The organism is Vibrio sp. 1402 (assembly GCF_033340275.1).
This window is the reverse complement of the sequence record NZ_JAWOWE010000014.1, coordinates 73,380-99,925: the sequence shown is the minus strand read 5'-3', so window position 1 is coordinate 99,925 and position 26,546 is coordinate 73,380. Positions and strand designations below refer to the sequence as shown.

17 protein-coding genes and 1 riboswitch are annotated in these 26,546 nt (G+C 44.9%); of the genes, 11 read left to right on the top strand and 6 right to left on the bottom strand.

Annotated features, from left to right (window positions below; translation table 11 throughout):
- Positions 1-858 precede the first annotated feature (858 nt).
- A complete protein-coding gene (locus tag R7044_RS20740; protein ID WP_205391018.1) occupies positions 859-2,190 on the bottom strand; it encodes a cation:proton antiporter in 1,332 nt (443 codons plus the stop codon).
- Positions 2,191-2,381: 191 nt separating this feature from the next.
- Here R7044_RS20740 and metH point away from each other — a divergent pair, with 191 nt between their 5' ends.
- Positions 2,382-6,062, top strand: a complete 3,681-nt coding sequence (gene metH, locus R7044_RS20735; RefSeq protein WP_005381253.1) for a methionine synthase — start codon at positions 2,382-2,384, stop codon at positions 6,060-6,062.
- Positions 6,063-6,148: 86 nt separating this feature from the next.
- Here the strand turns inward: metH and lysC are convergent, their stop codons facing one another.
- The gene (gene lysC, locus R7044_RS20730) at positions 6,149-7,501 is read right to left on the bottom strand and encodes a lysine-sensitive aspartokinase 3 (protein ID WP_005381251.1); all 1,353 of its coding nucleotides are present in this window, start codon (positions 7,499-7,501) and stop codon (positions 6,149-6,151) included.
- Between the two features lie 101 nt (positions 7,502-7,602).
- Positions 7,603-7,781: riboswitch (Lysine riboswitch) on the bottom strand.
- A gap of 220 nt (positions 7,782-8,001) precedes the next feature.
- Here lysC and R7044_RS20725 point away from each other — a divergent pair.
- Complete coding sequence (locus R7044_RS20725; RefSeq protein ID WP_005381245.1) at positions 8,002-9,123, top strand: pyridoxal-phosphate-dependent aminotransferase family protein; 1,122 nt, start codon at positions 8,002-8,004, stop codon at positions 9,121-9,123.
- Positions 9,124-9,182: 59 nt separating this feature from the next.
- On the opposite strand, the gene R7044_RS20720 is transcribed toward R7044_RS20725, so the two are convergent.
- The 4 genes from R7044_RS20720 to R7044_RS20705 all read right to left on the bottom strand — a co-directional run bounded on the left by R7044_RS20720 (position 9,183) and on the right by R7044_RS20705 (position 15,680).
- Positions 9,183-10,964, bottom strand: a complete 1,782-nt coding sequence (locus R7044_RS20720) for a PglL family O-oligosaccharyltransferase (RefSeq protein ID WP_031779063.1) — start codon at positions 10,962-10,964, stop codon at positions 9,183-9,185.
- Positions 10,965-11,031: 67 nt separating this feature from the next.
- The gene (uvrA, locus tag R7044_RS20715) at positions 11,032-13,854 is read right to left on the bottom strand and encodes an excinuclease ABC subunit UvrA (protein ID WP_005381241.1); all 2,823 of its coding nucleotides are present in this window, start codon (positions 13,852-13,854) and stop codon (positions 11,032-11,034) included.
- Between the two features lie 149 nt (positions 13,855-14,003).
- Positions 14,004-14,876: a UTP--glucose-1-phosphate uridylyltransferase GalU gene (gene galU, locus R7044_RS20710; RefSeq protein ID WP_005381239.1), complete on the bottom strand. Its 873-nt coding sequence runs from the start codon at positions 14,874-14,876 to the stop codon at positions 14,004-14,006.
- Positions 14,877-15,035: 159 nt separating this feature from the next.
- Positions 15,036-15,680: a LuxR C-terminal-related transcriptional regulator gene (locus R7044_RS20705; RefSeq protein ID WP_033907423.1), complete on the bottom strand. Its 645-nt coding sequence runs from the start codon at positions 15,678-15,680 to the stop codon at positions 15,036-15,038.
- Positions 15,681-15,957: 277 nt separating this feature from the next.
- Between R7044_RS20705 and R7044_RS20700 the strand changes: the two genes are divergently transcribed.
- The 9 genes from R7044_RS20700 (at position 15,958) to R7044_RS20660 (ending at position 26,541) form a co-directional block, all read left to right on the top strand.
- A complete protein-coding gene (locus R7044_RS20700; RefSeq protein WP_005381235.1) occupies positions 15,958-16,497 on the top strand; it encodes a single-stranded DNA-binding protein in 540 nt (179 codons plus the stop codon).
- A gap of 242 nt (positions 16,498-16,739) precedes the next feature.
- On the top strand, positions 16,740-18,749 hold the full coding sequence (gene csrD / locus R7044_RS20695; RefSeq protein WP_171346111.1) for an RNase E specificity factor CsrD: 2,010 nt from the start codon (positions 16,740-16,742) through the stop codon (positions 18,747-18,749).
- Positions 18,750-18,760: 11 nt separating this feature from the next.
- Positions 18,761-20,206: an MSHA biogenesis protein MshI gene (locus tag R7044_RS20690; protein WP_225455791.1), complete on the top strand. Its 1,446-nt coding sequence runs from the start codon at positions 18,761-18,763 to the stop codon at positions 20,204-20,206.
- Positions 20,203-20,853: a type II secretion system protein GspM gene (gene gspM / locus R7044_RS20685; protein ID WP_005381197.1), complete on the top strand. Its 651-nt coding sequence runs from the start codon at positions 20,203-20,205 to the stop codon at positions 20,851-20,853. The genes R7044_RS20690 and gspM overlap by 4 nt, the downstream gene beginning before the upstream one ends.
- Complete coding sequence (locus R7044_RS20680) at positions 20,846-21,178, top strand: hypothetical protein (protein WP_033907421.1); 333 nt, start codon at positions 20,846-20,848, stop codon at positions 21,176-21,178. The genes gspM and R7044_RS20680 overlap by 8 nt, the downstream gene beginning before the upstream one ends.
- Positions 21,179-21,198: 20 nt before the next feature.
- Positions 21,199-22,839, top strand: coding sequence for a pilus (MSHA type) biogenesis protein MshL (mshL, locus tag R7044_RS20675; protein WP_033907420.1), 1,641 nt, complete (start codon positions 21,199-21,201; stop codon positions 22,837-22,839).
- A 44-nt stretch (positions 22,840-22,883) separates the two neighbouring features.
- Complete coding sequence (locus tag R7044_RS20670; RefSeq protein ID WP_033907419.1) at positions 22,884-23,729, top strand: ExeA family protein; 846 nt, start codon at positions 22,884-22,886, stop codon at positions 23,727-23,729.
- On the top strand, positions 23,726-24,820 hold the full coding sequence (locus R7044_RS20665) for a tetratricopeptide repeat protein (RefSeq protein WP_225455790.1): 1,095 nt from the start codon (positions 23,726-23,728) through the stop codon (positions 24,818-24,820). The genes R7044_RS20670 and R7044_RS20665 overlap by 4 nt, the downstream gene beginning before the upstream one ends.
- Entirely contained in the window at positions 24,817-26,541 is a 1,725-nt protein-coding gene (locus R7044_RS20660) for a GspE/PulE family protein (protein ID WP_005381188.1), read from the top strand. The genes R7044_RS20665 and R7044_RS20660 overlap by 4 nt, the downstream gene beginning before the upstream one ends.
- The last annotated feature ends 5 nt before the right edge of the window (positions 26,542-26,546 follow it).

The following is a 26,546-nucleotide window of genomic DNA, read 5'->3' as shown; positions in this document are numbered from 1 at the left end:
GGTAGTTCAGTTGGTTAGAATACCGGCCTGTCACGCCGGGGGTCGCGGGTTCGAGTCCCGTCCACTCCGCCACTTATATTAAGCCTCAGTCGAAAGACTGAGGCTTTTTTCGTTTTGGTTCCCCGACTTACCTTAAACCCACTTTCATATTGAAACCTTGCATCGAGAGGCCGGCTTCCCTCTGGCGATGCTTTCTAAGCCCTGTATGAGTGAAGTGGAACGCAGTTTTGTGTGGTTTCTGCAGTCTCGAGCGCTAGTTTTGAGCCTCTTCATTCACCAAAGCTCCTTTTGTTCGATATTAGAAAATCTAGGTATGTGACAGAGTTTAATTGTTTGAGGTGTCACTTGTTCCAATTTTGAAAACAGGACGACTTTGAATACAAGTTTAGTCTCACTGAGATCAAGAGAGAGGGGGACTAAATTTCTGTTAAGGCTTTGATCTACCTGAATGCTAGCTCAGTTTTATCTTGGTGAGATTGCTAACCTGTTTGGGTTCTGAACGCAATCACCCTAAATGTATCTTTCTCATAAAAATACAAACTCGCTCATTGCTAAGTATTGTGGAAGTTTAGCTTTGATATTTGCGAGGAGCCTATATTGCCAAGAGAAGAGAAGAGAAGAGAAGAGAAGAGAAGAGAAGAGAAGAGAAGAGAAGTGATAAATGGGTAAATTAAAAGGCTCGTCTATGAATACTATCTATCGGCAATAGTTAGTATCTATGAAAATGTAGCGTAGCGATTCTTAGTATATTTGAAGGTATATCAAAGAATAAGGAGCATTCGTTCTTGAAGGGGAGTCTGAAAATTAGTTATGAAAAAAGCAGCTAGGTAGCTGCTTTTTTTATTAAGTTACGTGTCTTTAAGAGTCCACTGGCTCCGTATGTTCCGGAGTGGTTATTGCTTGGTTGTTCTCTTCCATCTTCTTCTCTTCTGCTTTTGCTTTTTCAATCATTGGAGTGATTGTTGAGCCTTGAATGAGGATAGAGAAAACAACGACGGAGTAGGTCATTACAAGAATAATCTCTTTTACATCGATTAACTTATCTTGAATCACCCAAATACCAGATGGAATGGAAAGTGCCATTGCCAATGCAAGGCCCCCGCGTAAGCCGCCCCACGTCAAAACACGCACTGACCATGGATTATATTTTCTGTAACGTTTAAAGCCAATGTAAGAAAGAAATACACTTAGATAGCGAGCTGCTAGTACAAGAGGGACTGAAATAGCCATCATGATCCAGTCTTCTTTGTGGAATTCAAATAGCAGCATCGACATGCCGATCAGTAGGAATAACACGCCATTCAAGAACTCATCAACAAGCTCCCAAAAATGGTCAAGGTGATCTTCACTCTCTTTTGAAAAGCCAATAAAGCGTGTCCAGTTGCCAATCATAATACCGGATACAACCATTGCGAGTGGGCCTGATACATGGATGTATTCAGCAAATGCGTAACCTGCCGTTGGGACACCAATGGTAAGTAACAATTCCATTGAGTGATCATCGGTGGCACTGATCAAGTAGTGGAATAGCAAACCGAGGACGAAACCATATGTGATACCACCGATAGCTTCTTGGATGAAGAGCAAGGTGACACTACCTACAGTTGGTGCCTCAGTGCCAAATGCAATCGTAAATAGAGTGACGAAGATAACCAAACCGAAGCCATCATTGAAGAGCGATTCTCCTTCAATCTGAGTGGAGATACGTTTAGGAGCATCTAGTTTTTTCACAATAGCCAATACAGCGATTGGGTCAGTTGGCGATATTAGAGCACCAAATAGTAAGCAGTAGACCAAATCAAATTGGATGCCAATTAACTGACAAAACCCATACAGCGCAAATCCAATAAAGAACGTAGAAAACAGTGTAGCTCCAAGGGCTAAAACAGTGATCTCCCACTTTTGATCTTTAAGGTTCGGGAGTTTGATGCCTAGTCCACCAGCAAATAGTAAGAAGCCAAGAATGCCTTTGAGCAAGAAATCTTCGAAGTTAATCCTTGTGACCGTCTCCGTCGCAATTTCGGTGAGATGGAACCAGTTGTTTTGACCCGCAATTAAGATTAGAAGTGAAAGCACCATTGAACCTGCGGTAATCGCAATGGTGGTTTGCATCTTTCCTATCTTGCTGTTTACAAAAGCAATTAGCATCGCAGCTGCGGATAGAAAACATAAAGTATGATAGACCGACATAGAGCTCTCTATTTGTAACATTTTATGAATGGAATTCTCGGCTGATGCTGCTTAAATAGCAAACATTTTTTCGTGATTATTTTGTAAGTTAAGAAGGAGATAAAATAATCATTAATTCCACGTTTAGACGTCTAGACTCCTGAAGTTTGTGTGATAGGATGGAAAGATAACTAAAGGAATGAGGCTGTACTGTGGGAAGTAACGTAAGACAACAGATTGAAGCTCAATTGAAGCAACGTATTCTTTTGATTGATGGTGGTATGGGAACCATGATTCAAGGGTACAAACTTGAAGAGCAAGACTATCGAGGAACGCGCTTTGCGGATTGGCATTGTGATCTAAAAGGTAACAACGACCTGTTGGTTCTAAGTCAGCCTCAACTTATCAAGGAAATTCACGCTGCATATTTAGAAGCGGGTGCAGATATTCTTGAGACCAACACTTTTAACGCAACAACCATTGCGATGGCTGACTACGAGATGGAAAGCCTAAGTGAAGAAATTAACTTTGCAGCTGCCAAGCTTGCACGTGAAGTTGCAGACGAATGGACCGCAAAAACACCCGATAAACCACGTTATGTCGCAGGGGTTTTAGGGCCGACAAACCGAACTTGTTCTATTTCTCCTGATGTAAATGACCCCGGATATCGAAATGTTTCTTTCGACGAGTTAGTTGAGGCTTACTCTGAATCGACTCGAGCGCTTATTAAAGGTGGTTCAGACCTTATTCTTATCGAGACCATCTTCGATACGCTTAACGCTAAGGCTTGTTCATTTGCTGTTGAAAGTGTGTTTGAAGAGATGAGTATTGAGTTACCTGTGATGATCTCGGGGACTATTACTGATGCTTCCGGTCGGACATTATCCGGTCAAACCACAGAAGCGTTTTACAACTCATTACGTCATGTTAAACCGATTTCGTTTGGTTTGAACTGTGCACTTGGTCCAGATGAGCTGCGTCCTTATGTTGAAGAGCTCTCTCGTATATCAGAATCTTTTGTTTCCGCTCACCCAAATGCTGGGCTTCCGAATGCATTCGGCGAATACGATTTGTCGCCAGAAGATATGGCTAAGCATGTTAAAGAGTGGGCTCAAAGTGGCTTTTTAAACTTGATTGGTGGGTGTTGTGGTACAACTCCTGAGCACATTCGCCAAATGGCACTCGCGGTTGAAAATATCGCCCCTCGTCAATTACCTGAACTTCCCGTTGCTTGTCGCTTGTCTGGCCTAGAGCCACTCGCTATTGATAAAGACTCTTTATTTATCAATGTCGGTGAGCGTACGAATGTAACCGGTTCTGCGCGTTTTAAGCGCTTAATTAAAGAAGAGCTGTACGATGAAGCGCTCGATGTGGCTCGTCAACAAGTTGAAAATGGCGCTCAAATTATCGATATCAACATGGATGAAGGCATGTTGGATGCACAAGCTTGTATGGTTCGCTTTTTAAACCTTTGTGCGTCAGAACCTGAAATCTCAAAAGTACCAATCATGGTTGACTCTTCCAAGTGGGAGGTTATTGAAGCCGGTCTTAAGTGCATCCAAGGCAAAGGCATTGTTAACTCGATCTCTCTCAAAGAAGGCAAAGAGAAATTCGTTGAACAAGCTAAGTTGATCCGCCGTTACGGTGCGGCTGTGATTGTGATGGCGTTTGATGAGATTGGGCAAGCAGATACACGTGAGCGCAAAGTAGAAATTTGTACCAACGCTTACCGAATTCTTGTTGATGAAGTGGGCTTTCCACCAGAAGACATCATTTTTGACCCAAACATTTTTGCCATTGCTACGGGGATCGAGGAGCATAATAACTACGCGGTGGATTTCATTGAAGCCGTTGGCGATATCAAACGTGATTTACCACATGCGATGATATCTGGTGGTGTTTCTAACGTCTCATTCTCTTTCCGTGGCAATAACTATGTACGTGAAGCGATTCACGCGGTGTTCCTCTACCACTGTTTTAAAAATGGTATGGATATGGGGATTGTGAATGCGGGTCAGTTAGAAATCTACGATAACGTGCCTGAAAAATTGCGTGAGGCTGTGGAAGATGTCGTTCTTAACCGTCGTGATGACGCCACTGAGAGATTGTTAGATATCGCGGCGGAATATGCAGGCAAAGGGGTAGGTAAAGAGGAGGATGCCTCTGCACTTGAGTGGAGAACTTGGCCTGTTGAAAAGCGTTTAGAGCACGCGTTAGTGAAAGGAATAACTGAGTTCATCGTTGATGATACCGAAGAGGCTCGTGTCAACGCTTCAAAGCCATTAGAGGTGATTGAAGGCCCACTAATGGATGGGATGAACGTCGTTGGAGACTTGTTTGGTGAAGGTAAAATGTTCCTTCCTCAGGTCGTAAAATCTGCACGAGTGATGAAGCAAGCAGTCGCGCATCTGGAGCCCTACATCAATGCAGAAAAGCAGGTGGGACAAACAAACGGTAAGATTTTGCTAGCGACGGTCAAAGGTGATGTACATGATATCGGGAAAAATATCGTTGGCGTTGTATTGCAGTGCAATAATTATGAAATTATCGATCTTGGTGTCATGGTTCCTTGCGAAAAGATCTTAAAAGTAGCGCAAGAAGAAAACGTCGATATTATTGGTTTATCAGGGTTGATCACGCCTTCATTAGACGAAATGGTGCATGTTGCAAAAGAGATGGAGCGTCTCGACTTTAACTTACCTCTTCTCATCGGTGGCGCAACAACGTCAAAAGCCCATACAGCAGTTAAGATTGAGCAAAATTACAAGCATCCAGTGGTTTACGTGAACAACGCCTCACGTGCAGTGGGCGTATGTACTTCTCTATTGTCAGATGAACGTCGCCCTGAATTTGTTGAAAAACTTGAAGCTGATTACGAACGAGTACGTGATCAACATAATCGAAAGAAACCGAGAACCAAACCAGTGACATTAGAAGCGGCTCGAGCGAATAAAGTTGCGATCGATTGGGAAGCTTATACTCCTCCAGTGCCTGTTAAGCCTGGCATTCATATCTTCGATGATTTTGATGTGGCTATGTTACGTCAATACATCGATTGGACACCATTCTTTATGACTTGGTCACTTGTAGGTAAGTATCCAACAATTTTCCAACATGAAGAAGTTGGTGAAGAAGCAAAACGTTTATTCGAAGATGCCAACGAGATACTTGATCGAGTTGAGCGAGAAGGCCTGTTAAAAGCGCGTGGAATGTGTGGCTTATTCCCTGCTGCGAGCGTGGGGGACGACATTGAAGTTTATGCTGATGAAACTCGTACCGACGTTTTGAAAGTATTACGTAACTTGCGACAACAGACCGAGAAACCAAAAGGATTCAACTATTGTTTATCCGACTACATCGCACCTAAAGAGTCGGGTAAACATGATTGGATAGGGGCATTTGCTGTCACTGGTGGTATTGGTGAACGAGAGCTTGCTGATGAATACAAAGCACAGGGAGATGATTACAACGCAATTATGATTCAAGCGGTGGCGGATCGCCTAGCCGAAGCGTTTGCTGAGTATTTGCATGAGCGTGTCCGTAAAGAAATTTGGGGTTATGCTGCGGATGAAGATTTATCTAACGATGATCTCATTCGTGAAAAATACCAAGGTATTCGCCCTGCACCAGGTTATCCAGCGTGCCCTGAGCATACTGAAAAAGGACCGCTTTGGGAGCTACTTAATGTGGAAGAGAATATTGGCATGACGCTAACCTCCAGCTATGCAATGTATCCGGGCGCGTCAGTCTCTGGTTGGTATTTCTCTCATCCTGACTCACGTTACTTTGCGATCGCACAGATCCAAGAAGATCAGTTAGAGAGTTACGCCGATCGTAAGGGGTGGGATAGGATCGAGGCTGAAAAATGGTTAGGGCCAAACATTAACGGTTAAATTGATGTTTACCTCGTCCAAATGTAACAACTAATGAAACGACAAAGGGCTGCAGATACGCAGCCCTTTGTTTTATTGAGTTGAACTTACTTCTCAAACAACTCAGTGTGGAGTTTTTGTATGGCTTGTTTCGATACCGATTCATGGAGCAAGAAGCATAAGTTGTGAGGGCTAGCGCCATAACAAATCATGCGTAGGTTAAAATCTTCTAGCGTGCCAAAAACCTGTTTCGCGTAGCCTTTACTCTCACTCATGTTGTTACCAATTAGGGCAACGAGGCATAGGTCATGTTCAACTTCTACCTTACATAACTCTTCTAACTCTTCTCGTACAGCTTGCGGCAGCTGCGGCGCGCCGCCGGATGTATCGGTTTGATCAAGTGTTAACGATACACTGATTTCAGATGTTGTGATCAAATCGACAGATATCTTATGCTTTGCAAGGATCTCAAAGACCTTTGCTAAGAAGCCGTATGCGTGGAACATATTGGCGCTGCGTAGCGTTACCATGGTTTGGTTACAACGCAAAGCTAGCGCACGGAATAACGGTGAGCTTTCGACTTGGTGGCGAATCCAAGTTCCCCCTTTTTCTGGCTCTTTCGATGACCCTACAAATACCGGAATGTCGTGGCGCAATGCGGGTACTAGCGTAGAAGGGTGAAGGATTTTAGCGCCAAAGTTAGCCATTTCTGAAGCTTCGCTAAAGCTGATCTCGGGAATTGGTGAGGCTTTTGGCGCAATTCGCGGGTCTGTTGTGTAGATGCCCGGAACATCAGTCCAGATTTCTAACCCTGCCGCTTTGACGCTCTCAGCAATTAAGGCGGCGCTGTAATCGCTGCCTCCTCGACCTAGTGTTGTTGTATTACCGGCTTCGTCAGATCCTATGAAGCCTTGAGTAACAACAACGGATTGTTGGCAAAGTGGTACGAGTTTATCTTGCGTAAGCGTCGAAATTGCTTCAATGTTTGGCTCCGCGCGACCAAAGTTGTCATCAGTACGCAGCACATCGCGGATATCAAAGCGCACTGCTTGAATGCCTCGCTCACACATTAACTGAGTTAGAATGTGCGTCGACATGAGTTCACCACATGCGACTAAATGATCGGTTAACTTCGCACTAGCTTGGATAGATGCAGCCTCGGCCAGGCTGGTTACGGTATCTAATATGCCATACACCTCGGCAGCAGTTTTCGTGCTGTCTTCGAGCTGAGTTAAAATGGCGTCATGAATGTTGGCCAGATTTTGCAGCAGCTCAGTACGGTGCGTTTGATCCTGAACACCGTTGGCGAGTTCTACCAATAGGTTGGTGACGCCAGAGCAAGCGCTGCTCACGACCAGGCGAGTATTTGGATTGTTTTCGATAATGGTGGCGCAACGACTCATTGCCTCAAAGTTGGCAACACTGGTTCCACCGAATTTAGCTACGTTAAATGCGCTCACTGCGTTCTCCCACGACTTCCTAAAAAATTGTACATCCAATGTTTAGTGAGAAAAGGAACAGAGCAAAAAGAGAGGTATTTAGAATGCTATTTGAAAAATTTACCCTCAGAAGCCCTTCATCAGACTGCGCTGATGACAGTTGATGGGATTCAGCCCAATTCAACCGACAAGTCAAATCCTGCAACTTTGACTTACCTCGGCACTACTCCCCCTCAATGATTGGTGTTGGAATTGCGGTTCCACAAATCATCTACCTGGGTAGCGCTCCTCTTCTACATAAAGCTCAAACATTGAACGGTTTTGAGGCCTTAATGTCAATCAATATTTCAACCTTTATGGTGTTTTTTATTAACGATTTTGTGACACTGGTTTGACCTCCATACTTACGGCTAATTGCTGATAGAGGAAAAATCTATTAGGGTGAAGAACCCTACACCTGAGCCATGTTATTGAATAGAACTTTTAGAATGCTCAGGATAAAAGATAATCAAGGAGCTGACATGTCGATCCAAAGCTTTATTCCGCCTCACCGTATTTTAATGGGACCTGGTCCTTCTGATATTTATCCTCAAGTGTTACAAGCACTAAGCCGTCCTACGGTAGGTCACCTTGATCCTCTGTTTATCGGTATGATGGATGAGCTCAAGCAGCTATTGAAGTATGCCTTTCAAACTGACAATGAGTTCACTATTGCGGTTTCAGCGCCTGGTAGCGCAGGGATGGAAACCTGCTTTGTAAACTTGATCGAGAAAGGCGACAAAGTGATCGTCTGCCGTAACGGTGTATTTGGTGAACGCATGCGCGAAAATGTCGTCCGTGCTGGTGGCGAAGTTGTTATCGTCGATGATGAATGGGGGACGCCTGTTTCCATTGATAAAGTCGAGCAAGCACTCGAACAGCACCCAGATACAAAAATTCTTGCTTTTGTGCATGCGGAAACCTCAACTGGTGCAGTCAGTGATGCTCAAGCATTGGGTAAGCTGGCGAAACAGCATAATGCATTATCTATTGTTGATGCGGTGACATCGCTTGGTGGTGTGCCGTTAAAAGTGGATGAATGGCAACTGGATGCGGTTTACTCTGGCAGTCAAAAATGTTTGTCATGTGTACCAGGGCTCTCACCAGTGACGTTTTCTACTGCCGCGATTGAAAAGATTCAAGCAAGAACAACACCAGTACAGAGTTGGTTCCTCGATCAGAGTTTAGTTTTGGGGTATTGGAGTGGAGAAGGCAAGCGTAGTTACCATCATACGGCGCCAGTTAATAGCTTGTATGCGCTTCATGAAGCTTTATTGATACTGAAAAATGAAGGATTAGAAAACGCTTGGGCTCGTCACCAACTGATGCATGAAAAACTCAAAAATGGCTTACAAAAGTTAGGCTTTGAATTTGTTGTGGACGAAGCCCATCGGTTGCCACAATTAAATGCGATTTACGTGCCTGAAGGAATTGATGAAGCAAAAGTTCGTGCTCACTTGCTAGAAACCTATAACCTAGAAATTGGTGCAGGCCTTGGGGCATTAGCTGGTAAAGCGTGGCGTATTGGCTTAATGGGTTACGGCGCTCGATCTGAAAACGTTGCGCTGTGCTTAAAAGCGTTAGAAGAGTCACTCACTGAATAAAATCATACAGTAATGAGATAAAGAAAAGCGAAGGTCATCCCTTCGCTTTTTGGTATTTATTACTCAGCTCCTGAAGTGGGGGCTGGTGAGGCAGAGATTGCTTGAGAAGGTGGTTGGTAATTGACGTCACTGAAATCAATCTTCGGGAACAAAAACTGCGCTTCAGCTCTAATTTGCTCCGCTTTACTTGAGTCATCTAAGCCTTGGTAGGCCAAAATCAAATTATTATAAAATGCAGGGCGAGGCTTATCTTTGATGATTTTTAGCGACCAATCGATATAAGGCTTGATCAAGGTTGCGTCTTGTTGGTACAGCCCAAGGTTTAAAAACGTGCTATAGACATCCCAATCAAATCTGTCTTTCCAAACTACAGGGTTACTGACTTGATTCAGAATATCAGGGTTAGTTGGTCTAGTGGTCTCAAACTTCGTCAATACATAGTTCGTATGTAATGCGCTTACCATGTAAAACGTAAACGCAACGGGAAGTACCAAACTAAAAACACGCAGCAAGCTTTTGGTTACATTACTAAAGCCGACTTGTCGATAACGAGAGACGCGCTGATCGACCCAGTACAGTAGGATAACGAAGATCAACCAATGCACGAGAGAGTGGTAGAAAGGGTATTCCAGTTGCGAGTGCAATACGATAGGTATAAACAAGGCCAGCAACGCAAGACGAGTTCCGCGTTTGGCTTGATAGATTCGATACAGTACCAGTGCCATCGCTAAGAAGATGCCGAGTATTGGCAGCAAGCCACCTTCTACTCCCCAGTAAAGTAGCTCATTATGCGGATGATCCATGGCTGGCAAACCAGCTGGGTAATTCTCATTTAGGGCATGTTGACGAGCCGTATACAGCATGTACTCAGATTCAAACTTGCCATATCCATAACCAGTAAAAGGCTTTTCAATCACCATGTCTAATGTTTGTGGAAAAGTATACGCTCGAGGAGACTCCATATTTACTTTTTCTGCGGCTAACCCACCTCCATCAGGAAAGGCAAGATGCATGACAACGACTGAGAGTAAGAGCCCACTTACAAGTGACACAACCCAGCGGATAAAGCGCCCTTTGGTTGCAAAGCGGTACATGTATGGAATGACCAACAACACGGCGATGACCGAGGCTAACCAACCAGTGCGTGAAGCCAACGCCACAATTAGTGGTAAAGTTAAAACTGGTACGGCATAGAGAAGGTAAACATCGCTTAACTTACGATCGTATTTGTAGGGCTGACGTGCAAGTAAATAGCTGGCAATCACCAACCCTGTCGCAAGAAAGCTGGCCATTACATTGGGCTGTTGGAAAATACCATAAGGACGATTGGCCACCGTGTCGTAACCAAACGGATTGCCTGGTTTGAGATACAGATATTGTGTCAAACCAAAAATGGCTTCGATAACAACCGCAAGGACAATGAACCATAATAGGCGTTGGCGATGTTTATTACTGAAATGAAATTGTTGTAAGACAATAAAGAACAGGACACCACACCACAGGCCAATGAGCTTATTGGCTGCCAAACTGCTATTCGCATTTGGGTACAGAATGGGCACCGTCATGATAAGAGTACTAATGAACAAGCCGATGGTTAGTTTTGAGTAACGTAGTACTCGATTATTCGCAAGTTGGTAACACCCAATGCCTAATGCAAAGCTAAAAGCAATCCAAGTTGTCGCATTGAACGAAAGCGAAAGCCCCGAACCGCCGGGGTTGGGCATGAAAAAGTGCATTGCCAACACAAATAGTGTTGCCAAGGCAATGAGAAACTTGCGATTGAGGGGAACCTGTACTTTTTCGGGAGAAAGCTTTGTTCCACTTACATGTATAGTAGCCATAGTTATTGCGTTGTTTTGAATGAAAAAAGACCAGCACTTGCTGGTCTCGATACTTTACCTGTTTTTTCTACTTCAACATAGGCTTGAGGAAGTGAGCTGTGTGCGAACCCTCGATTTGCGACACATCTTCCGGAGTGCCTTGAGCGATTATCTCGCCGCCACCCTGACCCCCTTCAGGACCAAGATCGATAATCCAGTCCGCAGTCTTAATGACGTCCAGGTTATGCTCGATCACCACGACAGTATTTCCGTGGTCGCGAAGTCTGTGCAGTACAGTGAGCAACTGCTGGATATCATGGAAGTGAAGGCCGGTTGTTGGTTCATCCAAAATGTACAAGGTTTTTCCTGTATCACGTTTGGATAGCTCTCGCGCCAGTTTCACACGCTGTGCTTCACCACCGGAGAGTGTTGTTGCCGCTTGACCCAATCGTATGTACGACAAACCCACATCCATCAGTGTTTGTAGTTTGCGAGCGATGGCAGGAACTGGATCGAAGAAGGTGCGTGCATCTTCGACCGTCATTTCTAGCACTTCATCAATAGTTTTACCTTTGTAACGTACTTCGAGCGTTTCACGGTTGTAGCGTTTACCTTTACACACATCACATGGCACATAAACATCTGGTAGGAAGTGCATTTCTACTTTGATAACACCGTCACCCTGACAGGCCTCACAACGACCACCGCGTACGTTAAAACTAAAACGGCCCGGTTTGTAACCGCGAGAACGCGACTCCTGTGTGCCTGCAAACAGTTCACGGATTGGTGTAAAGATCCCCGTATAGGTTGCAGGGTTAGAGCGAGGTGTACGGCCAATTGGGCTTTGATCGATATCGATGACTTTATCGAAGTGCTCTAGACCTTTAATCGATTTATAAGGTGAAGGCTGAGCCGTTGTCGCTCCGTTAAGTTGGGTATGCGCAATTTTAAAGAAAGTATCATTAATCAGCGTTGATTTACCTGAGCCAGATACTCCTGTAATACAGCTGAATAACCCAACAGGAATTGAAAGGTTAACGTTTTTAAGGTTATTACCTGTTGCGCCTAATAGCTCAACCGTTTTTTTCGGATCTCGCGGCGTGCGATCTTTCGGTACTGCGATTTCTTTAACACCACTTAAGTACTGACCTGTCAGAGAATTCGGATTCGCGACTATCTCTTCCATGGTGCCTTCCGCAACAACATTACCACCATGTACGCCAGCACCAGGACCAATATCTATGACATGATCTGCACAGCGAATCGCATCTTCATCGTGTTCTACCACAAGTACGGTATTACCTAAATCGCGCAAATGAGTCAGTGTTTTTAGGAGTCGTTCATTATCACGCTGGTGGAGGCCAATCGACGGTTCATCCAGAACATACATCACACCAACAAGACCTGCACCAATTTGGCTTGCTAAACGAATACGTTGAGCTTCACCGCCTGATAAGGTTTCCGCACTGCGTGATAAGTTTAGGTAGTTCAAACCGACATTAACTAAGAATTGCAGGCGGTCGTTGATTTCCTTCATCACTTTTTCAGCGATTTGGGCGCGTTGACCTTCCAGTTTCAAGGAATGGAAGAATTCCAATGCATCAGCAATGCTGAGTTCAACAATCTCAGGTAGTGTCGTATCAGCAATAAACACGTTACGTGCTTCAAGGCGTAGACGAGTACCGCCACAGCTTGAACAAGATTTAGTGGAGATGTATTTCGCAAGCTCTTCACGGACAGAGTTGGATTCTGTATCACGATAGCGACGTTCTAGGGTATTCAGAATACCTTCGAATGGATGACGCTTAACGCGAATATCGCCACGATCGTTGATGTATTTAAACTCAATCTCAGTACGACCTGAGCCCTTTAGAATGACATCTTGCGTTTTCTTTGGCAGAGAATTAAAAGGGGCATGGAGGTCAAAACCATAATGATCGGCCAATGAGGTGAGCATTTGGAAGTAGTAGTAGTTCTTTTGATCCCAACCGCGAATCGCACCTTGTGCCAAGCTTAATGAATCATCTTGAATGACTCGACTTGGATCGAAGTATTGTTGAACACCCAAACCATCACAAGTGCCACATGCACCAGCAGGGTTGTTGAATGAGAAAAGTCGCGGCTCTAACTCTTGCATGCTGTAACCACATTGTGGACAAGCGAAGTTGGCGGAGAAAATAATCTCTTCACCGTCGCCATCCATTGGCGCGACAACCGCAATTCCGCCTGATAATTCGAGTGTTGTCTCGAAAGATTCGGCCAAGCGCTGTTGTAAGTCTGGACGAACTTTAAAGCGGTCTACCACAACTTCAATGGTGTGCTTTTTATGTAGTTCAAGGGTTGGAGGATCGGAAAGATCGCAAGTTTCTCCATCAATACGCGCACGAATAAAGCCTTGAGCCGCTAAGTTCTCAAGCGTTTTAACATGCTCACCTTTACGTTCTTTGACAATAGGCGCCAATAGCATCATTTTGCTGCCTTCCGGCATCTCTAGGACTTTGTCCACCATTTGGCTGATGGTTTGCGCGGCAAGAGGGGCATGATGCGTTGGACAGCGGGGTTCGCCCACACGAGCATACAATAGACGTAAGTAGTCGTAGACTTCGGTAATTGTACCGACGGTTGAACGCGGGTTATGAGAAGTAGATTTCTGTTCAATAGAAATCGCAGGTGATAACCCTTCAATGTGGTCGACATCGGGTTTTTCCATCAGAGACAAAAACTGACGAGCGTAGGCAGAGAGAGACTCTACGTAGCGTCGTTGGCCTTCTGCATACAATGTATCGAAAGCGAGAGAGGATTTACCGGAGCCACTTAGTCCAGTAATGACAATCAGTTTATCGCGAGGGATTGTAAGATTAATGTCTTTAAGGTTATGGGTTCGGGCACCGCGAACTTCTATTTTATCCATCGTTTTTGCTCTATGTATAACCAAGTGGGGCAAGTATTACATAGTGTGAGAAATGTGCAAAGAAAATTACTGGATAAAAAAACAGTAAAGTAAAAAGCCCAGCGTTGTGCTGGGCTTTCGATACAGTAATTTCGTACTAAGACGATGCTTTATACTGCTTTTTGTGTTGCGTGCTTACCTAGCTCAGAGGTTTTTTCATCTTTTAGATACAGGTTTTCAAAACAATAGTTAGTTGCTTCGATGTAACCTTCAACGCTACCACAGTCAAAGCGTTTACCCTTGAATTTGTAAGCCAACACACAGCCCGCTTTTGCTTGCTTCAGCAGCGCGTCAGTGATTTGAATTTCACCACCTTTACCAGGTTCGGTGTTTTCGATCAGTTCAAAAATATCGGGAGTCAGGATGTAGCGGCCAATGATAGCAAGGTTGCTAGGCGCCGTGCCTTTCTCTGGTTTTTCTACCATGTCGTCTACGCGGTAGATGTCGTCTTTGATCATTTCACCAGAGATAACGCCGTATTTGTGTGTTTCTTCGGCTGGTACTTCTTGCACTGCAACGATAGAACAGCGGAACTGCTTAAATAGTGCCACCATCTGAGCCAGTACGCCCTCTTGCTCGTTCACACAAAGGTCATCAGCAAGAACAACAGCAAATGGCTCATCGCCTACCAATTCTCGTCCAGTTAGAATCGCGTGGCCCAAGCCTTTCATTTCGCGTTGACGTATATAAGTGAAGTTTGCAGATTCAATGATTTCACGGATATCTACCAACAGCTCTTCTTTGTTGGTACCGCTAATCTGATGTTCCAGTTCGTAGTTCTTATCAAAGTGGTCCATGATCGAGTGCTTGCCACGACCTGTCACAATACACATGCCGTTCATACCAGCTTGGATTGCTTCTTCGACACCGTATTCAATAAGCGGTTTGTTCACGACTGGCATCATCTCTTTTGGCATAGATTTCGTTGCCGGTAGGAAGCGTGTGCCATAGCCTGCAGCAGGGAACAGACATTTTTTTATCATTGGGGGAATATCCTATCTCGTTTTTATCAAGAATCTGCGCATAACTTTAACACGAGAGGTATCAATGAATCATGAATAAAGTAGGAAAAAATGTGAGACTCGGTGCGGAAAAAAGATGAGCGACTCGTCATTTCAGTTATCAGAGCCGCTAACATTGCATCACGACATTAAGTTTTGGTCTGCCCAGGCGATTGCCTGTACTCGGTTCTTTACGGATAGCTTTTTGAATATCTGATACAAGTGCGATTTGATGGTGAATTCACTGACGAATAACTCTTCGGCCATCTGACTGTTCGAGGCGCCAGCTTGTAGGCAACGCAGTACTTGTAGCTCACGAATGGTTAGGTCTACCGTAGCTGGTGCAGTATGAGTATTAATGACATTGCGGTAATAGTGTAAAAGTTGACTGGTTACATTACGCGGCAGCCAGTTTTGACCGTTAACAATGCCTTTTAACCCTTCTCCAATTTGCTCTAGCGTATCTTCAGAATAAAACACACCTTTTAATTGACCAAATGAAAGAAGTTCATCTGTGGTTAGTCTTTTAGGCACGTTGAAGACAACGGTTTCAAAGTTTTTCCATACAAGAGGCAAGTTTTTGATCGATTGAACAAGTGATTTATGTTCACTGAAGTCTATCAGTAGAATTTTATTACGGTGTTGTGGCTTGGCTTCCATGAGTGCTTCGGTTGAAATCACCGGGATGCTCATATCAATGTACTTTTCGAGTGCCGCCACTTTTTTTTGCGCATTATCTTCCATACTGATCAGAAATAGCTTTCTTGCGTAAGCCGACTTTCTCACGTGTTCCAATCTCCCTGGGTTCAATAGAAGCCATAAACTGGCATTAAAGAGAGGCCATAACCATCGCTTTACTGAATAAATGCGTTCGAATTCAAAGCTTCACGAAACGATGTCTGCAACGCGAATCAAAAATGCTACACACGTAAGTTGAAATACGATTTGGGTTCTAGAGGGTGACTCAATAGATCACAATGGTATTAGACTTTAATCAAAACATTAAAGCGTGCTATTCTAATGCGCTAAAATTTTATATATCCAGAGTGAAACGGAGCACATCATGGCCAGCCGTGGAATTAACAAAGTTATTTTGGTGGGGAATCTAGGTAACGACCCTGAAATTCGTTACATGCCGAATGGCGGTGCAGTAGCAAACATTACTATTGCGACTTCTGATTCATGGCGTGATAAAGCGACTGGCGAACAGCGCGAAAAAACGGAATGGCACCGTGTTGTGTTGTTCGGCAAACTTGCGGAAGTAGCAGGTGAGTACTTGCGTAAAGGCTCTCAAGTCTACATTGAAGGGCAACTGCAAACTCGCAAATGGCAAGATCAAAGTGGTCAAGATCGCTACTCAACTGAAGTCGTTGTTCAAGGCTTCAATGGTGTGATGCAAATGCTTGGCGGTCGTGCTCAAGGTGGCGGCGCACCTATGGGCGGTCAACAGCAGCAACAAGGTGGATGGGGTCAGCCTCAACAGCCAGCTCAGCAGCAGTACAATGCGCCTCAGCAACAGCAACCACAACAACAGGCTCCGCAGCAATCACAGCAGCAGTACAATGAGCCACCAATGGATTTTGACGACGATATCCCGTTCTAAATTCTGCTTATGCTTGAATCGAAAAGGCCGCGAATATCGCGGCCTTTTTTATTGTCGCAATCTAATGATCTCACAGGCTTATCTTGGCAAGGTTAGGCGTAACAATAAAACTTATCAATGAGTGTGATTTTCTTTATGCTCCAGCCTCTCACTATCAGACTAATCCGATTGTTTGATGAACTCTTATCAAGTATAAATATTTCAATAAGGTATATGATGAATAAAAAAGGAATTTGGTATTCATGAGGTATACCCCAACTCTTAAGTTAAGCACACGGCTGGTGGCCTTCGTCACCATGATCGTTATCTGCGCCATGTTTATCTTGTTTGTCGGTGGCACCCTCTCTTTTAAACGTCTTGGGCAGGAATATCTCACCCATTATTTAGAAGGGATCGTAGAGGTGGTCGACAAGGAGATGGAAGATCCTGACGCCGCTTATTCTATGCAGCGCTGGATGCCGAAAATGCTGCAGGCTTCCAATATTGTCGAAATGACGTTGTCGACCAACAACGCCGTTGTTTATCGCTTCAAAGATACTTCTCATCAAATGGAAGCGTCAGTCTTGTTTGAGGCTGAGTACCAGTTGACTCACAATCAAGATTACACGATTCACTTTAAAGCAATTCCCCCTTACTTAGGTTACAGCTACTCAATGCAGGCGCTTTGGTCGATCACGCTTGCCGTTATATTGATCATCTTCTGCTTAATGCGCGGCGTGGCATGGCTTAAGGAACAATTAGAAGGCTCCGAAATGCTCGAAGAGCGAGGCAGAATGATCCTGGCTGGTAGGGTGGAGCAGTATGCCAAAGGTGACAAAAAAGAATGGCCTTACACCGCCAGTGAAGCGCTCGATGTATTAATCGAAGAGTTACAAGATGCGCGTCAAGAGCGAAGCCGATTTGATACCTTTATTCGAACTCAAACCTTCCTTGATAAGCTAACCGGTACCGCTAACCGAGTGTTATTTGATAGCAAGTTGGAATCGGCGTTACTAGAAAGTGGGGCTCGCGGCGCCGTGTTGCTAGTTCGTATTCAAGACTGGAAACTGGTTGAAGAAGAGCAAGATAAGCAAATTACGGATGAGTTTATTGTTGAAGTTGGGAGTTTATTGTCCAATTTAGTTCAACGATACCCAGATGTTGTATTTTCCCGTTATTACGATGCTGATTTTGCGCTTTTTCTACCGCACCAAAGTGCGAAAGATGTGGCTAACCTCGCCTCGCAATGCATTCGCCAGTTAGAAAAGTTAATGCCGCCAGAGCCACTTGATCCAGACAACTGGTGCCATATTGGCATCACCACTTATAAAGAAGGTGAGCGACACAGCCAAATCATTGATGAAGCCGAGACTGCTTTGCGTAGTGCGCAACTACAAAATAACAATAATTGGAGTCGCTTCAAAAAATGGAACCACGATGAAGAAGCTCGCGGAAGTGTGAGATGGAGAACGTTATTTGACACAGCACTTACACCTGAAAGTGTGATACTCTACGCACAATCTGTGCATCCAATAAGTGACGCGACGCATAAAAAATCATTATATGAAGAGTTAACATGTCGGATTCGCGATCCTGAGAATGGGATTGTTAAAGCGTCTCGGTTCATTTCTGCGATCAGACAGGTTGGTTATGAAGCGCAAATGGATAAGTCAGTTATTAATAAATTCTTAAGAGAGTTTAAGGATAATTTTGATAACTCAAGATCGTATGCGCTCAATTTGAATGTAACGCCATTTTCTAACCGAGAGTACTTTAAATGGTTTCGTGATGAACTCTTACAGTTGTCACGTGAGCAGAGAAAGTGTCTCAGTTTTGAGTTTGTTGAAGCACAATTTGTAAGACACTTAGACTTTATGCGACCAGTCGCTAAAATGCTGGCCGGTTTGGGGTGCCACTTAATGGTTGGGCAGGCTGGGCGTACCATCGTCAGCACTCACTATTTAAAAGAAGTGGACATTCGTTACCTAAAACTTCATCGCAGTTTAGTAGCAAAAATCGACCAACGACATGAAAACCAGCTATTTGTCCGCAGTATGCTAGGTGCGGCGGCAAACAGTAAAACTAAAATTATAGCAGTGGGAATTGAGAATCAGAACGAGCTCAACACATTAGTTGAGCTCGGGGTTTATGGTGGGCAAGGGCGTTACTTTTCTGCGGAGCAGCAGTTTCTTCCTCGTCCCCAAGCGTTGCCGAATTCTCAATCAGAATCCCAAGTTAAATTGGGAAGACGAAATCGCTGGCGGAAAAAATAAAGATAATAATCATGGATTTCAAAGCACTATTCGACAAGCTTAAGCGATCATCTAGTGGTGGTCGCTCCTGCTTTTTGGTTATTCAGCCAGACGCCGTTTATTTATCATCTTCAATCAAAAGTAGTCGTCCATACCAATTTGATATTTCTGAGTCCAATTGGGAAAAAGCTGTTGAGCAAGCATTGAGCGTTGCAGCGAGTGCGTATGATTCATTAACGGTTGTTCTTTCTCATAACTATTACCAGATGTACCAAATCGACAAACCGGTCATGCCGCGTCAAGAATGGCCAGCCGCATTACCGTTTTTGTTGAAAGAACTGATCTCTGAGCGCGCCATCGACATTATTGCCGATGCGGTCGAGTTACCGAATTCAACCAAAGTGCAAGCATACGTCTTATCGCGAAAAATATTGGATAAGATTGTGTTACTGGCCAGCCGAGCCCAGTTACCATTAGAAGCCATTCTTCCTGAAGACGATATTTGGGGAGAGACTGCGGGTGAACTAGGAAACTTCCTATTATTACAACGCAGTGTGCGTGGTCATTTCCGTATAAGCGCTTTTGTTGAAAATACTATTGCGTTCCACCGCTCTATTCGCAGTGTGACGCCACCGTTAACGGGGGTTCCGTCTAGCGATTTACAGATGGACAGTCTGTCGTTAGAACTGCAACGTTCGATTGACTATCTTTCATCTCAGTTACGCCACGTGCAATTACATCAATTGAAAGTGTGCTGTGATGAAGAGGATGAGAGCGAGCTTGTTCAGGCTCTGAACTATCGTTTAAGTACTAAGGTTTCACCGTTATTACCACCAGAACATGAGCTATCAGGACATGTTTTGGCTGACACTGCGGCTACTTCAAATACTCGACGCGTCAACTTATATCCCGATTACTTAAAGCCGAAAAAAGAGCTCCTGACGCTAAAAAATATCGCGTTATCTTGGGGCGTTGCGGCGGCTGCAATTCTATTTTCTTACGGTTATGTCACTTGGCAGAGCAGCGGTTTGGAAGATGAGATTGCTATTGTAAAAAGTAAAGGCGATATCATGAAGTCAGAGCTTGAACGTTATCAAGTCAAGCTACGTAAACATCAACCTGACAATAATAAGCTGGCAGCTAAAGCCCGCTTAGAGCGTGAAGTCAAGGCGAAGCGAGACTCGCTTAAAGCTGTCGGGAAATACGATGACTCGCAACGCACGGGTTACTCTGGCGTGATGCAATCATTAGCGAAGCTAGGAAACCAAGAAATTTCTTTGTCCGAAATTCGAATCAATACCCATACCTTAGACCTGAAGGGGCTAGCGAAACAACCGAGCTCAGTGCCAAATTGGGTTAGCCAATTTAAAAACGAAATTAGCTTGGTTGGTCGAACGTTTGACGACGTCAAAATAGGTCGAAATGATAAGGATATTGTGACGTTTGAACTAAAAACGCGCGAGGATAAAGAGAAATGAACGAATTCTGGCTCTCATTAGAAGGGCGCTTTGGCGAAATGAGTACGCGTGAAAAAGTGCTCACCGCATTGTGCGGTTTAGTTGTCGTGATCATGTTGCTCTTTACGCTGGTATTGGAGCCAAAGCTTAACGAGATCATCAGTAATGAGAGGCAACTAAGTAATTTAAAGCAAGCAAATCAAAAGATTGAAATCGATACGCTACGTATTCAGGCGCAACTTAAGAAAGATCCAAATGCTGAGATTGATCGCGCGATATCTAATCTGTTAGCTGAGAGTCAGCATCTTTCGATGCAATTAGCGGAGATCATCGAGCATCTTATTACACCTTCGCAAATGGCTGAGCTGCTTGAAAATGTGTTGGAGCAGCAAAGTGGCATTCACCTTTTGTCTCTGCAAACCTTGCCATCTGAGCCAATAACGGAAGATAAAGAAGCATCGCAATACTCTGGTTACTACGTGCATCCTGTTCGTATGGAACTGACTGGTGACTATTTTTCTATTGCTAATTATCTGAATAAATTGGAGAGCCTTCCTGCGAGTTATTACTGGCGAAGCTTTAGTTATAAAGTCGAAGAGTACCCGAAAGCGAAGCTTGTGTTAGAAGTCTACACACTAGGATCTAGAGAGGAGTTTATTGGTGGTTAACAAACTCATCATCTCATTGCTTGTTATGGCAGCGGCAGGAACCGCTTGGGCAAACCAGGACCCAACGGCCCCACTTAGTTGGGAAAAGCCAGCGGTTGAAACGTCAGCGAAACCAAAAGTTAAACGGTATCGACTGCCTAAGCTCAACAGTATTGTGTGTAAGCCAAGTACTGATTGTATCGCGATTATGGATAACAAACTTGTCGAAAAAGGCGAGCTATTTAAGGGTTATCGCGTCGCGAGCATTAATAGTGAATTTGTAACTTTAAAGCGTGGTAACCGTCAGTGGGACCTAGAGCTTTTTGATTTAAACGTAAAACAATAATAACCAGAGCCCGATCAGATATGCGCAAATTAGTTGTAGGAATAACGATTGCTTCTTTAATGGGATGTTCAATGGGTCATCGGAATCCAGTGGAAGTTAAAGAAGCGCTCAATGAATCGATCAATCAAGCGAACAGCCGCACATTGGAAGAAATCCCTTCTTCTGTTGAGGCAGACTTGATGCCAAATTTAGACTCGAACGTTGCATCAGAGCAAGGCACCTCGAAGCGTTTTCGTATTCAAGCGAATGCGGTCGATGCAAGAAGCTTTTTCGCCTCGTTGGTGAAAGGCACAGAGTACAGCGTGGCGATTCATCCATCGGTACAAGGTAATATCACCGTCAACTTGTCAGATGTGACATTGGATGAAGTTCTGAATGTCGTACAGAATATGTATGGCTATGACGTGGTGAAGTCTGGCAAAGTTATTCAAATCTACCCAGCAGGTATGCGTACTGTGACCATTCCAGTCGATTACCTACAGTTCAAGCGTTCTGGTCGCTCGTTAACCAGCATTGTTACGGGCTCTGTAACCTCGGCTGGTACGTCTAATTCTGGTGGTAGCTCAGACAGTTCTGACTCGTCAGACTCTAACAATGGAAACAACAACGATAGCTCGACCACATCTACGGGCGGTACACGCATTGAAACCATCACTGAAAGTGATTTCTGGCCGATGCTGCAGCAAGCTGTTGCGAATCTAATTGGTTCAGGCAAAGGGCAAAGTGTGGTTGTAACGCCACAAGCGGGAGTTATTACGGTTCGAGCATTTCCAGATGATATTCGCGAAGTACGCGAGTTCTTAGGTGTATCGCAGGAGCGCATGCAGCGCCAGGTCATTCTTGAAGCTAAAATCCTAGAAGTGACGTTGAATGATGGCTACCAACAAGGCATCAACTGGTCAAACTTATCGGCGTCAATTGGTAACTCGGGTAGTATCGTAGTCAACCGCCCTGCATCGGCATTACCACCATTGGATGCGATTGGCACGCTATTGGGCGGTCAAACCAACGTGACTATCTCTGATGGTAACTTCAATGCTGTATTGAGCTTCATGTCTACGCAAGGTGACTTGAACGTCCTTTCGAGCCCTCGTATTACCGCTGCCAACAACCAAAAATCTGTCATCAAGGTCGGTACCGATGAGTACTTTGTTACAGAGCTATCGAGCAATGCAGGCAACGGTGAAAACTCAAATGCAGTTCCTGAAGTGGAACTGACGCCATTCTTCTCGGGTATTTCCCTCGATGTGACTCCGCAAATTGATAACAAAGGCAATGTGTTCCTGCATGTTCACCCCGCAGTTATTGAAGTCACGGAAGAAGTGAAGCAATTGAACTTGGGCGGAGATTTCCAAAACATCCAACTGCCATTAGCGAAAAGCTCTATTCGTGAATCAGACTCGGTTATTCGTGCTAAAGATGGCGATGTTGTGGTTATCGGCGGGTTGATGAAACAGCAAAATCGTGAGCTTGTTTCTAAAGTCCCATTTTTGGGCGATGTACCAGCACTGGGGCACTTGTTCCGCAACGTGAATAACGTAACTGAGAAAACAGAATTGGTCATCTTGCTAAAACCGACCGTAGTTGGCGTGAACTCTTGGCAGAAAGAGCTAGAGCGCTCTCGTGATCTGCTGCAAGAGTGGTTCCCAGATGCGCAATAAGCGCTGGGAAAGGTTCTGTTTTTCAATAGGTTTGTGATTCGAGTATGTACTTGTCACACTTTGGGTTCCGAGTTCAGCCTTTTTCGTTAACCCCAAATACCGAAATGTTCTTGGGGTTAGTCCCTCACTATGAGGCGATCCAAACCATCCTAGCTGCCGTGCAAATGGGAGAAGGGGTGATTAAGGTGACGGGAGAAGTCGGCACTGGAAAAACCATGGTATGCCGTAAGCTGATCGAGCAGATTGAATCTGAAGTTGAGCTTATTTACTTACCCAATCCAGTGTTGAATGGGGAACAGTTGCAGTTTGCTGTCGCCAGAGAGTTGGGTATTGAGAACGATGATCCGCTGCGCATCGTTTCCCTCATTCAAGAGCACTTGATTCAAGTACATGCCTTGGGAAAGAAAACCGTCTTGATCGTTGATGAAGCGCAAGCTCTTTCCCCACAAGCTTTAGAAACATTGCGTCTATTTGGCAACCTAGAAACGGAACAAGATAAGCTCATTCAATTGGTGTTATTCGGACAACCTGAGTTGGATGAAAGATTAGCTAACCATGAGCTAAGGCAATTTCGTCAACGCATTACGTTTAGTTGCCAGTTACGTCCTCTCTCTATCGATGAAGGCGTGGCTTACATCAATAATCGTTTAGATAAAGCAGGCAATGGGGCGCACATTTTTTCTATTGAACAGAAAAAAGCGATTTGGCGTTCATCCATGGGGATTCCGCGCTTGATAAACCAAATTAGCCACAAGTCGTTGCTTGCTGCATTTAATGAGCGTTGCACACTATTGAAAAATCATCACGTTTACGCCGCTATGCACGATACGTTTGATGCCCGTAAACCTAAGTTTAAAACACCCGTATTTTGGGGATGGAGTCAACCTTGAGTGCCATCAATAAAGCATTATCAGAACTTGCTGAAAAAACATCGCCGTCAGAGCTTACTCGTGCGGAGATTCCAAGTGTCTCACGCAGTAAACCTTGGCTTTGGCTTGTGGCCGGTTTTTCGTTAAGCCTTGCGGTCGGAAGCTGGGCGGTTTCTCGCGGTCCTGTCCCTTCAGGCGAGCTATCACAATTTCAAACCGATGCTATGCCATTGTCGTCTGTGAATGTCTCACCAATTGTTTCATCGGAGCGCACTCACTCGCCAACGAGTAAAATGACGCCCGATACAACTCAAGTGGTTTACACTAAACCAGCCACACAGCCGGTCGCGCAACAGCCTCACATGCAAGAGACTGATAGGTTCACGCCAAAATCTGAGATAAATATCGCCTCTGAAGATGAAGTTTTACTCGCGCAGTTAGCAACGATGCCGAGCGAGGAGCAATACGATCACGTAACCCGCACGACATCAGAAAACAGCTCAATGCGTATTGAGCAGGTTGAGCTTACACATCGTCAGCTTTCCCTTAAGGCTGTTAGTCGAGCGGAAAAGGCACTCGATGCTAACGATATGCAAACAGCGTTATCGGCTTATGCCGAGGCGTTGCGTTATGAGCCAATGAATGCAGACACGCGTCAAAAGTTATCAGCGTTGTACTTTGGTAAAGGTGACACGCGTAAAGCATATGAGATTATTCAAGAAGGCATCAACCTAGATACGAACAACCAAGTACTCCGCTTGGCCTTGTCTAAGTTGTTAGTGAAAGCTAATCAACCTGAAGTGGCGCTGAGCCCGCTTGTTCACTTGCCTCCAGTACCAAGTCGAGATTACTTGGCGATGCGTGCGGCATTGGCACAAAAACACAAGCAAAATGACATTGCGCTTGAGAGCTATCAACTCCTAACTCAGCGTGAGCCGGAAAACGCGCGCTGGTGGTTAGGTTTGGCTATTCAACAAGATCGCGCCCTGGCTTTTACTGCCGCGATTCACTCTTACAACCAAGCTCTGGGTAAAGTTGGCATTTCGAATCAATCGCAAGCATTTATCCGTGACCGTTTGAGCATCTTGAAAGAGTTGGAGAGCGCACAATGAAAATTCAGTTGAGAAAACGCTTGGGCGATCTTCTGGTAGAGGAAGGTATCGTCTCTGAAGAACAAATCCAGCAAGCACTAAACGCACAACGCAGTACCGGGCAGAAGCTAGGGGATGCGTTAATTGACCTTGGTTTTATTACCGAAAAGCAGATGTTGGACTTCTTGTCTCAGCAGCTTGGCTTGCCACTGATCGATCTTGGTCGTGCGCCTGTGGATGCCGAAGCCGTGCAGATTCTACCTGAGGTACACGCACGTCGCTTACGTGCGATGGTCGTTGCTCGAAATGGGGACACACTGCGCGTTGCTATGAGTGACCCTGCGGACTTGTTCATCCAAGAATCATTGATGAACTTGTTGGGCCAATACAACCTTGAGTTCATTGTGGCTTCAGAGCGTCAGCTCATTTCAAGCTTTGACCGCTATTACCGCCGTACTAAAGAAATAGCCTCCTTTGCTGAGCAGCTGCATGAGGAGCATAAAGATGTACAAAGCTTTGATTACGGTATTGATGAAGCCGATAGTGAAGAGGTTACCGTTGTAAAGCTGGTTAATTCCATGTTTGAAGATGCGGTACAGGTTGGAGCTTCGGATATTCATATTGAGCCAGACGATCAAGTATTGCGTTTGCGCCAGCGTATTGATGGCGTATTGCATGAAACGCTCTTAAATGAAGTGAACATTGCATCGGCTTTGGTTCTTCGACTGAAGTTGATGGCACACCTAGATATTTCTGAAAAGCGCTTGCCACAAGATGGCCGATTCAATATCAAAGTTCGTGGCCAATCAATTGATATTCGTATGTCGACGTTACCAACGCAGTACGGAGAATCTGTGGTAATGCGTCTGCTTAACCAGTCCGCTGGTTTGCGTCCGTTAGAAGAGTCGGGCTTGCCGCCAGACTTGCTTGCTCGCTTACGTCGACAGTTGGCGCGTCCGCACGGCATGATTTTGGTTACCGGGCCGACAGGTTCAGGTAAAACCACCACGCTTTACGGCGCATTGAGTGAGCTCAACGAACCTGGGAAAAAGATCATTACAGCAGAGGACCCGGTTGAATATCGTCTGCCTCGCATCACTCAGGTACAGGTTAACAGTAAGATCGATCTAACTTTCTCGCGTGTTCTTAGAACCTTTTTACGTCAAGACCCAGACATAATTCTTGTTGGTGAGATGCGTGATCAAGAGACGGTAGAAATTGGTCTGCGAGCTGCACTAACGGGGCATTTAGTATTGAGCACTCTCCACACCAACGATGCTGTCGACAGTGCGTTACGAATGATCGATATGGGGGCGCCGGGTTACTTGGTTGCTAGTGCGGTCAGAGCCGTGGTGGCGCAGCGTCTTGTGCGCCGAGTTTGCCCAGATTGTAAAACAGAAGACCACTTAGATGAGTCTCGCCAGCAGTGGTTAGCTGGGCGTTTCCCAAATCAAGTTAGCACCATTTTTTATAAAGGCGCAGGTTGCCAAAACTGTAACTTGACTGGTTATCGAGGCCGAATCGGTGTGTTTGAAATGCTCGAACTTGAGCAAGAGATGATGGATAAATTGCGCGCTAATGATGCGGTTGGCTTTGCGCAAGCCGCGCGCCGCTCAGAAAACTATAAGCCACTGCTTGCTTCTGCAATGGAACTGGCGCTACAAGGCACCGTCAGTTTGGACGAAGTGATGACCCTAGGTGAGGGCGATGCTTCTGGTAAGACTGATCCCATTTTCATATAGGTAAG

What these genes read in the sequence shown, in the direction of transcription:
- R7044_RS20740 (WP_205391018.1), bottom strand. Translation starts at nt 2,190, where the DNA reads ATGTCGGTCTATCATACTTTATGTTTTCTATCCGCAGCTGCGATGCTA.
- R7044_RS20725 (WP_005381245.1), top strand. Translation starts at nt 8,002, where the DNA reads ATGTCGATCCAAAGCTTTATTCCGCCTCACCGTATTTTAATGGGACCT.
- R7044_RS20720 (WP_031779063.1), bottom strand. Translation starts at nt 10,964, where the DNA reads ATGGCTACTATACATGTAAGTGGAACAAAGCTTTCTCCCGAAAAAGTA.
- uvrA (WP_005381241.1), bottom strand. Translation starts at nt 13,854, where the DNA reads ATGGATAAAATAGAAGTTCGCGGTGCCCGAACCCATAACCTTAAAGAC.
- galU (WP_005381239.1), bottom strand. Translation starts at nt 14,876, where the DNA reads ATGATAAAAAAATGTCTGTTCCCTGCTGCAGGCTATGGCACACGCTTC.
- R7044_RS20700 (WP_005381235.1), top strand. Translation starts at nt 15,958, where the DNA reads ATGGCCAGCCGTGGAATTAACAAAGTTATTTTGGTGGGGAATCTAGGT.
- csrD (WP_171346111.1), top strand. Translation starts at nt 16,740, where the DNA reads ATGAGGTATACCCCAACTCTTAAGTTAAGCACACGGCTGGTGGCCTTC.
- R7044_RS20690 (WP_225455791.1), top strand. Translation starts at nt 18,761, where the DNA reads ATGGATTTCAAAGCACTATTCGACAAGCTTAAGCGATCATCTAGTGGT.
- gspM (WP_005381197.1), top strand. Translation starts at nt 20,203, where the DNA reads ATGAACGAATTCTGGCTCTCATTAGAAGGGCGCTTTGGCGAAATGAGT.
- mshL (WP_033907420.1), top strand. Translation starts at nt 21,199, where the DNA reads ATGCGCAAATTAGTTGTAGGAATAACGATTGCTTCTTTAATGGGATGT.
- R7044_RS20670 (WP_033907419.1), top strand. Translation starts at nt 22,884, where the DNA reads ATGTACTTGTCACACTTTGGGTTCCGAGTTCAGCCTTTTTCGTTAACC.
- R7044_RS20660 (WP_005381188.1), top strand. Translation starts at nt 24,817, where the DNA reads ATGAAAATTCAGTTGAGAAAACGCTTGGGCGATCTTCTGGTAGAGGAA.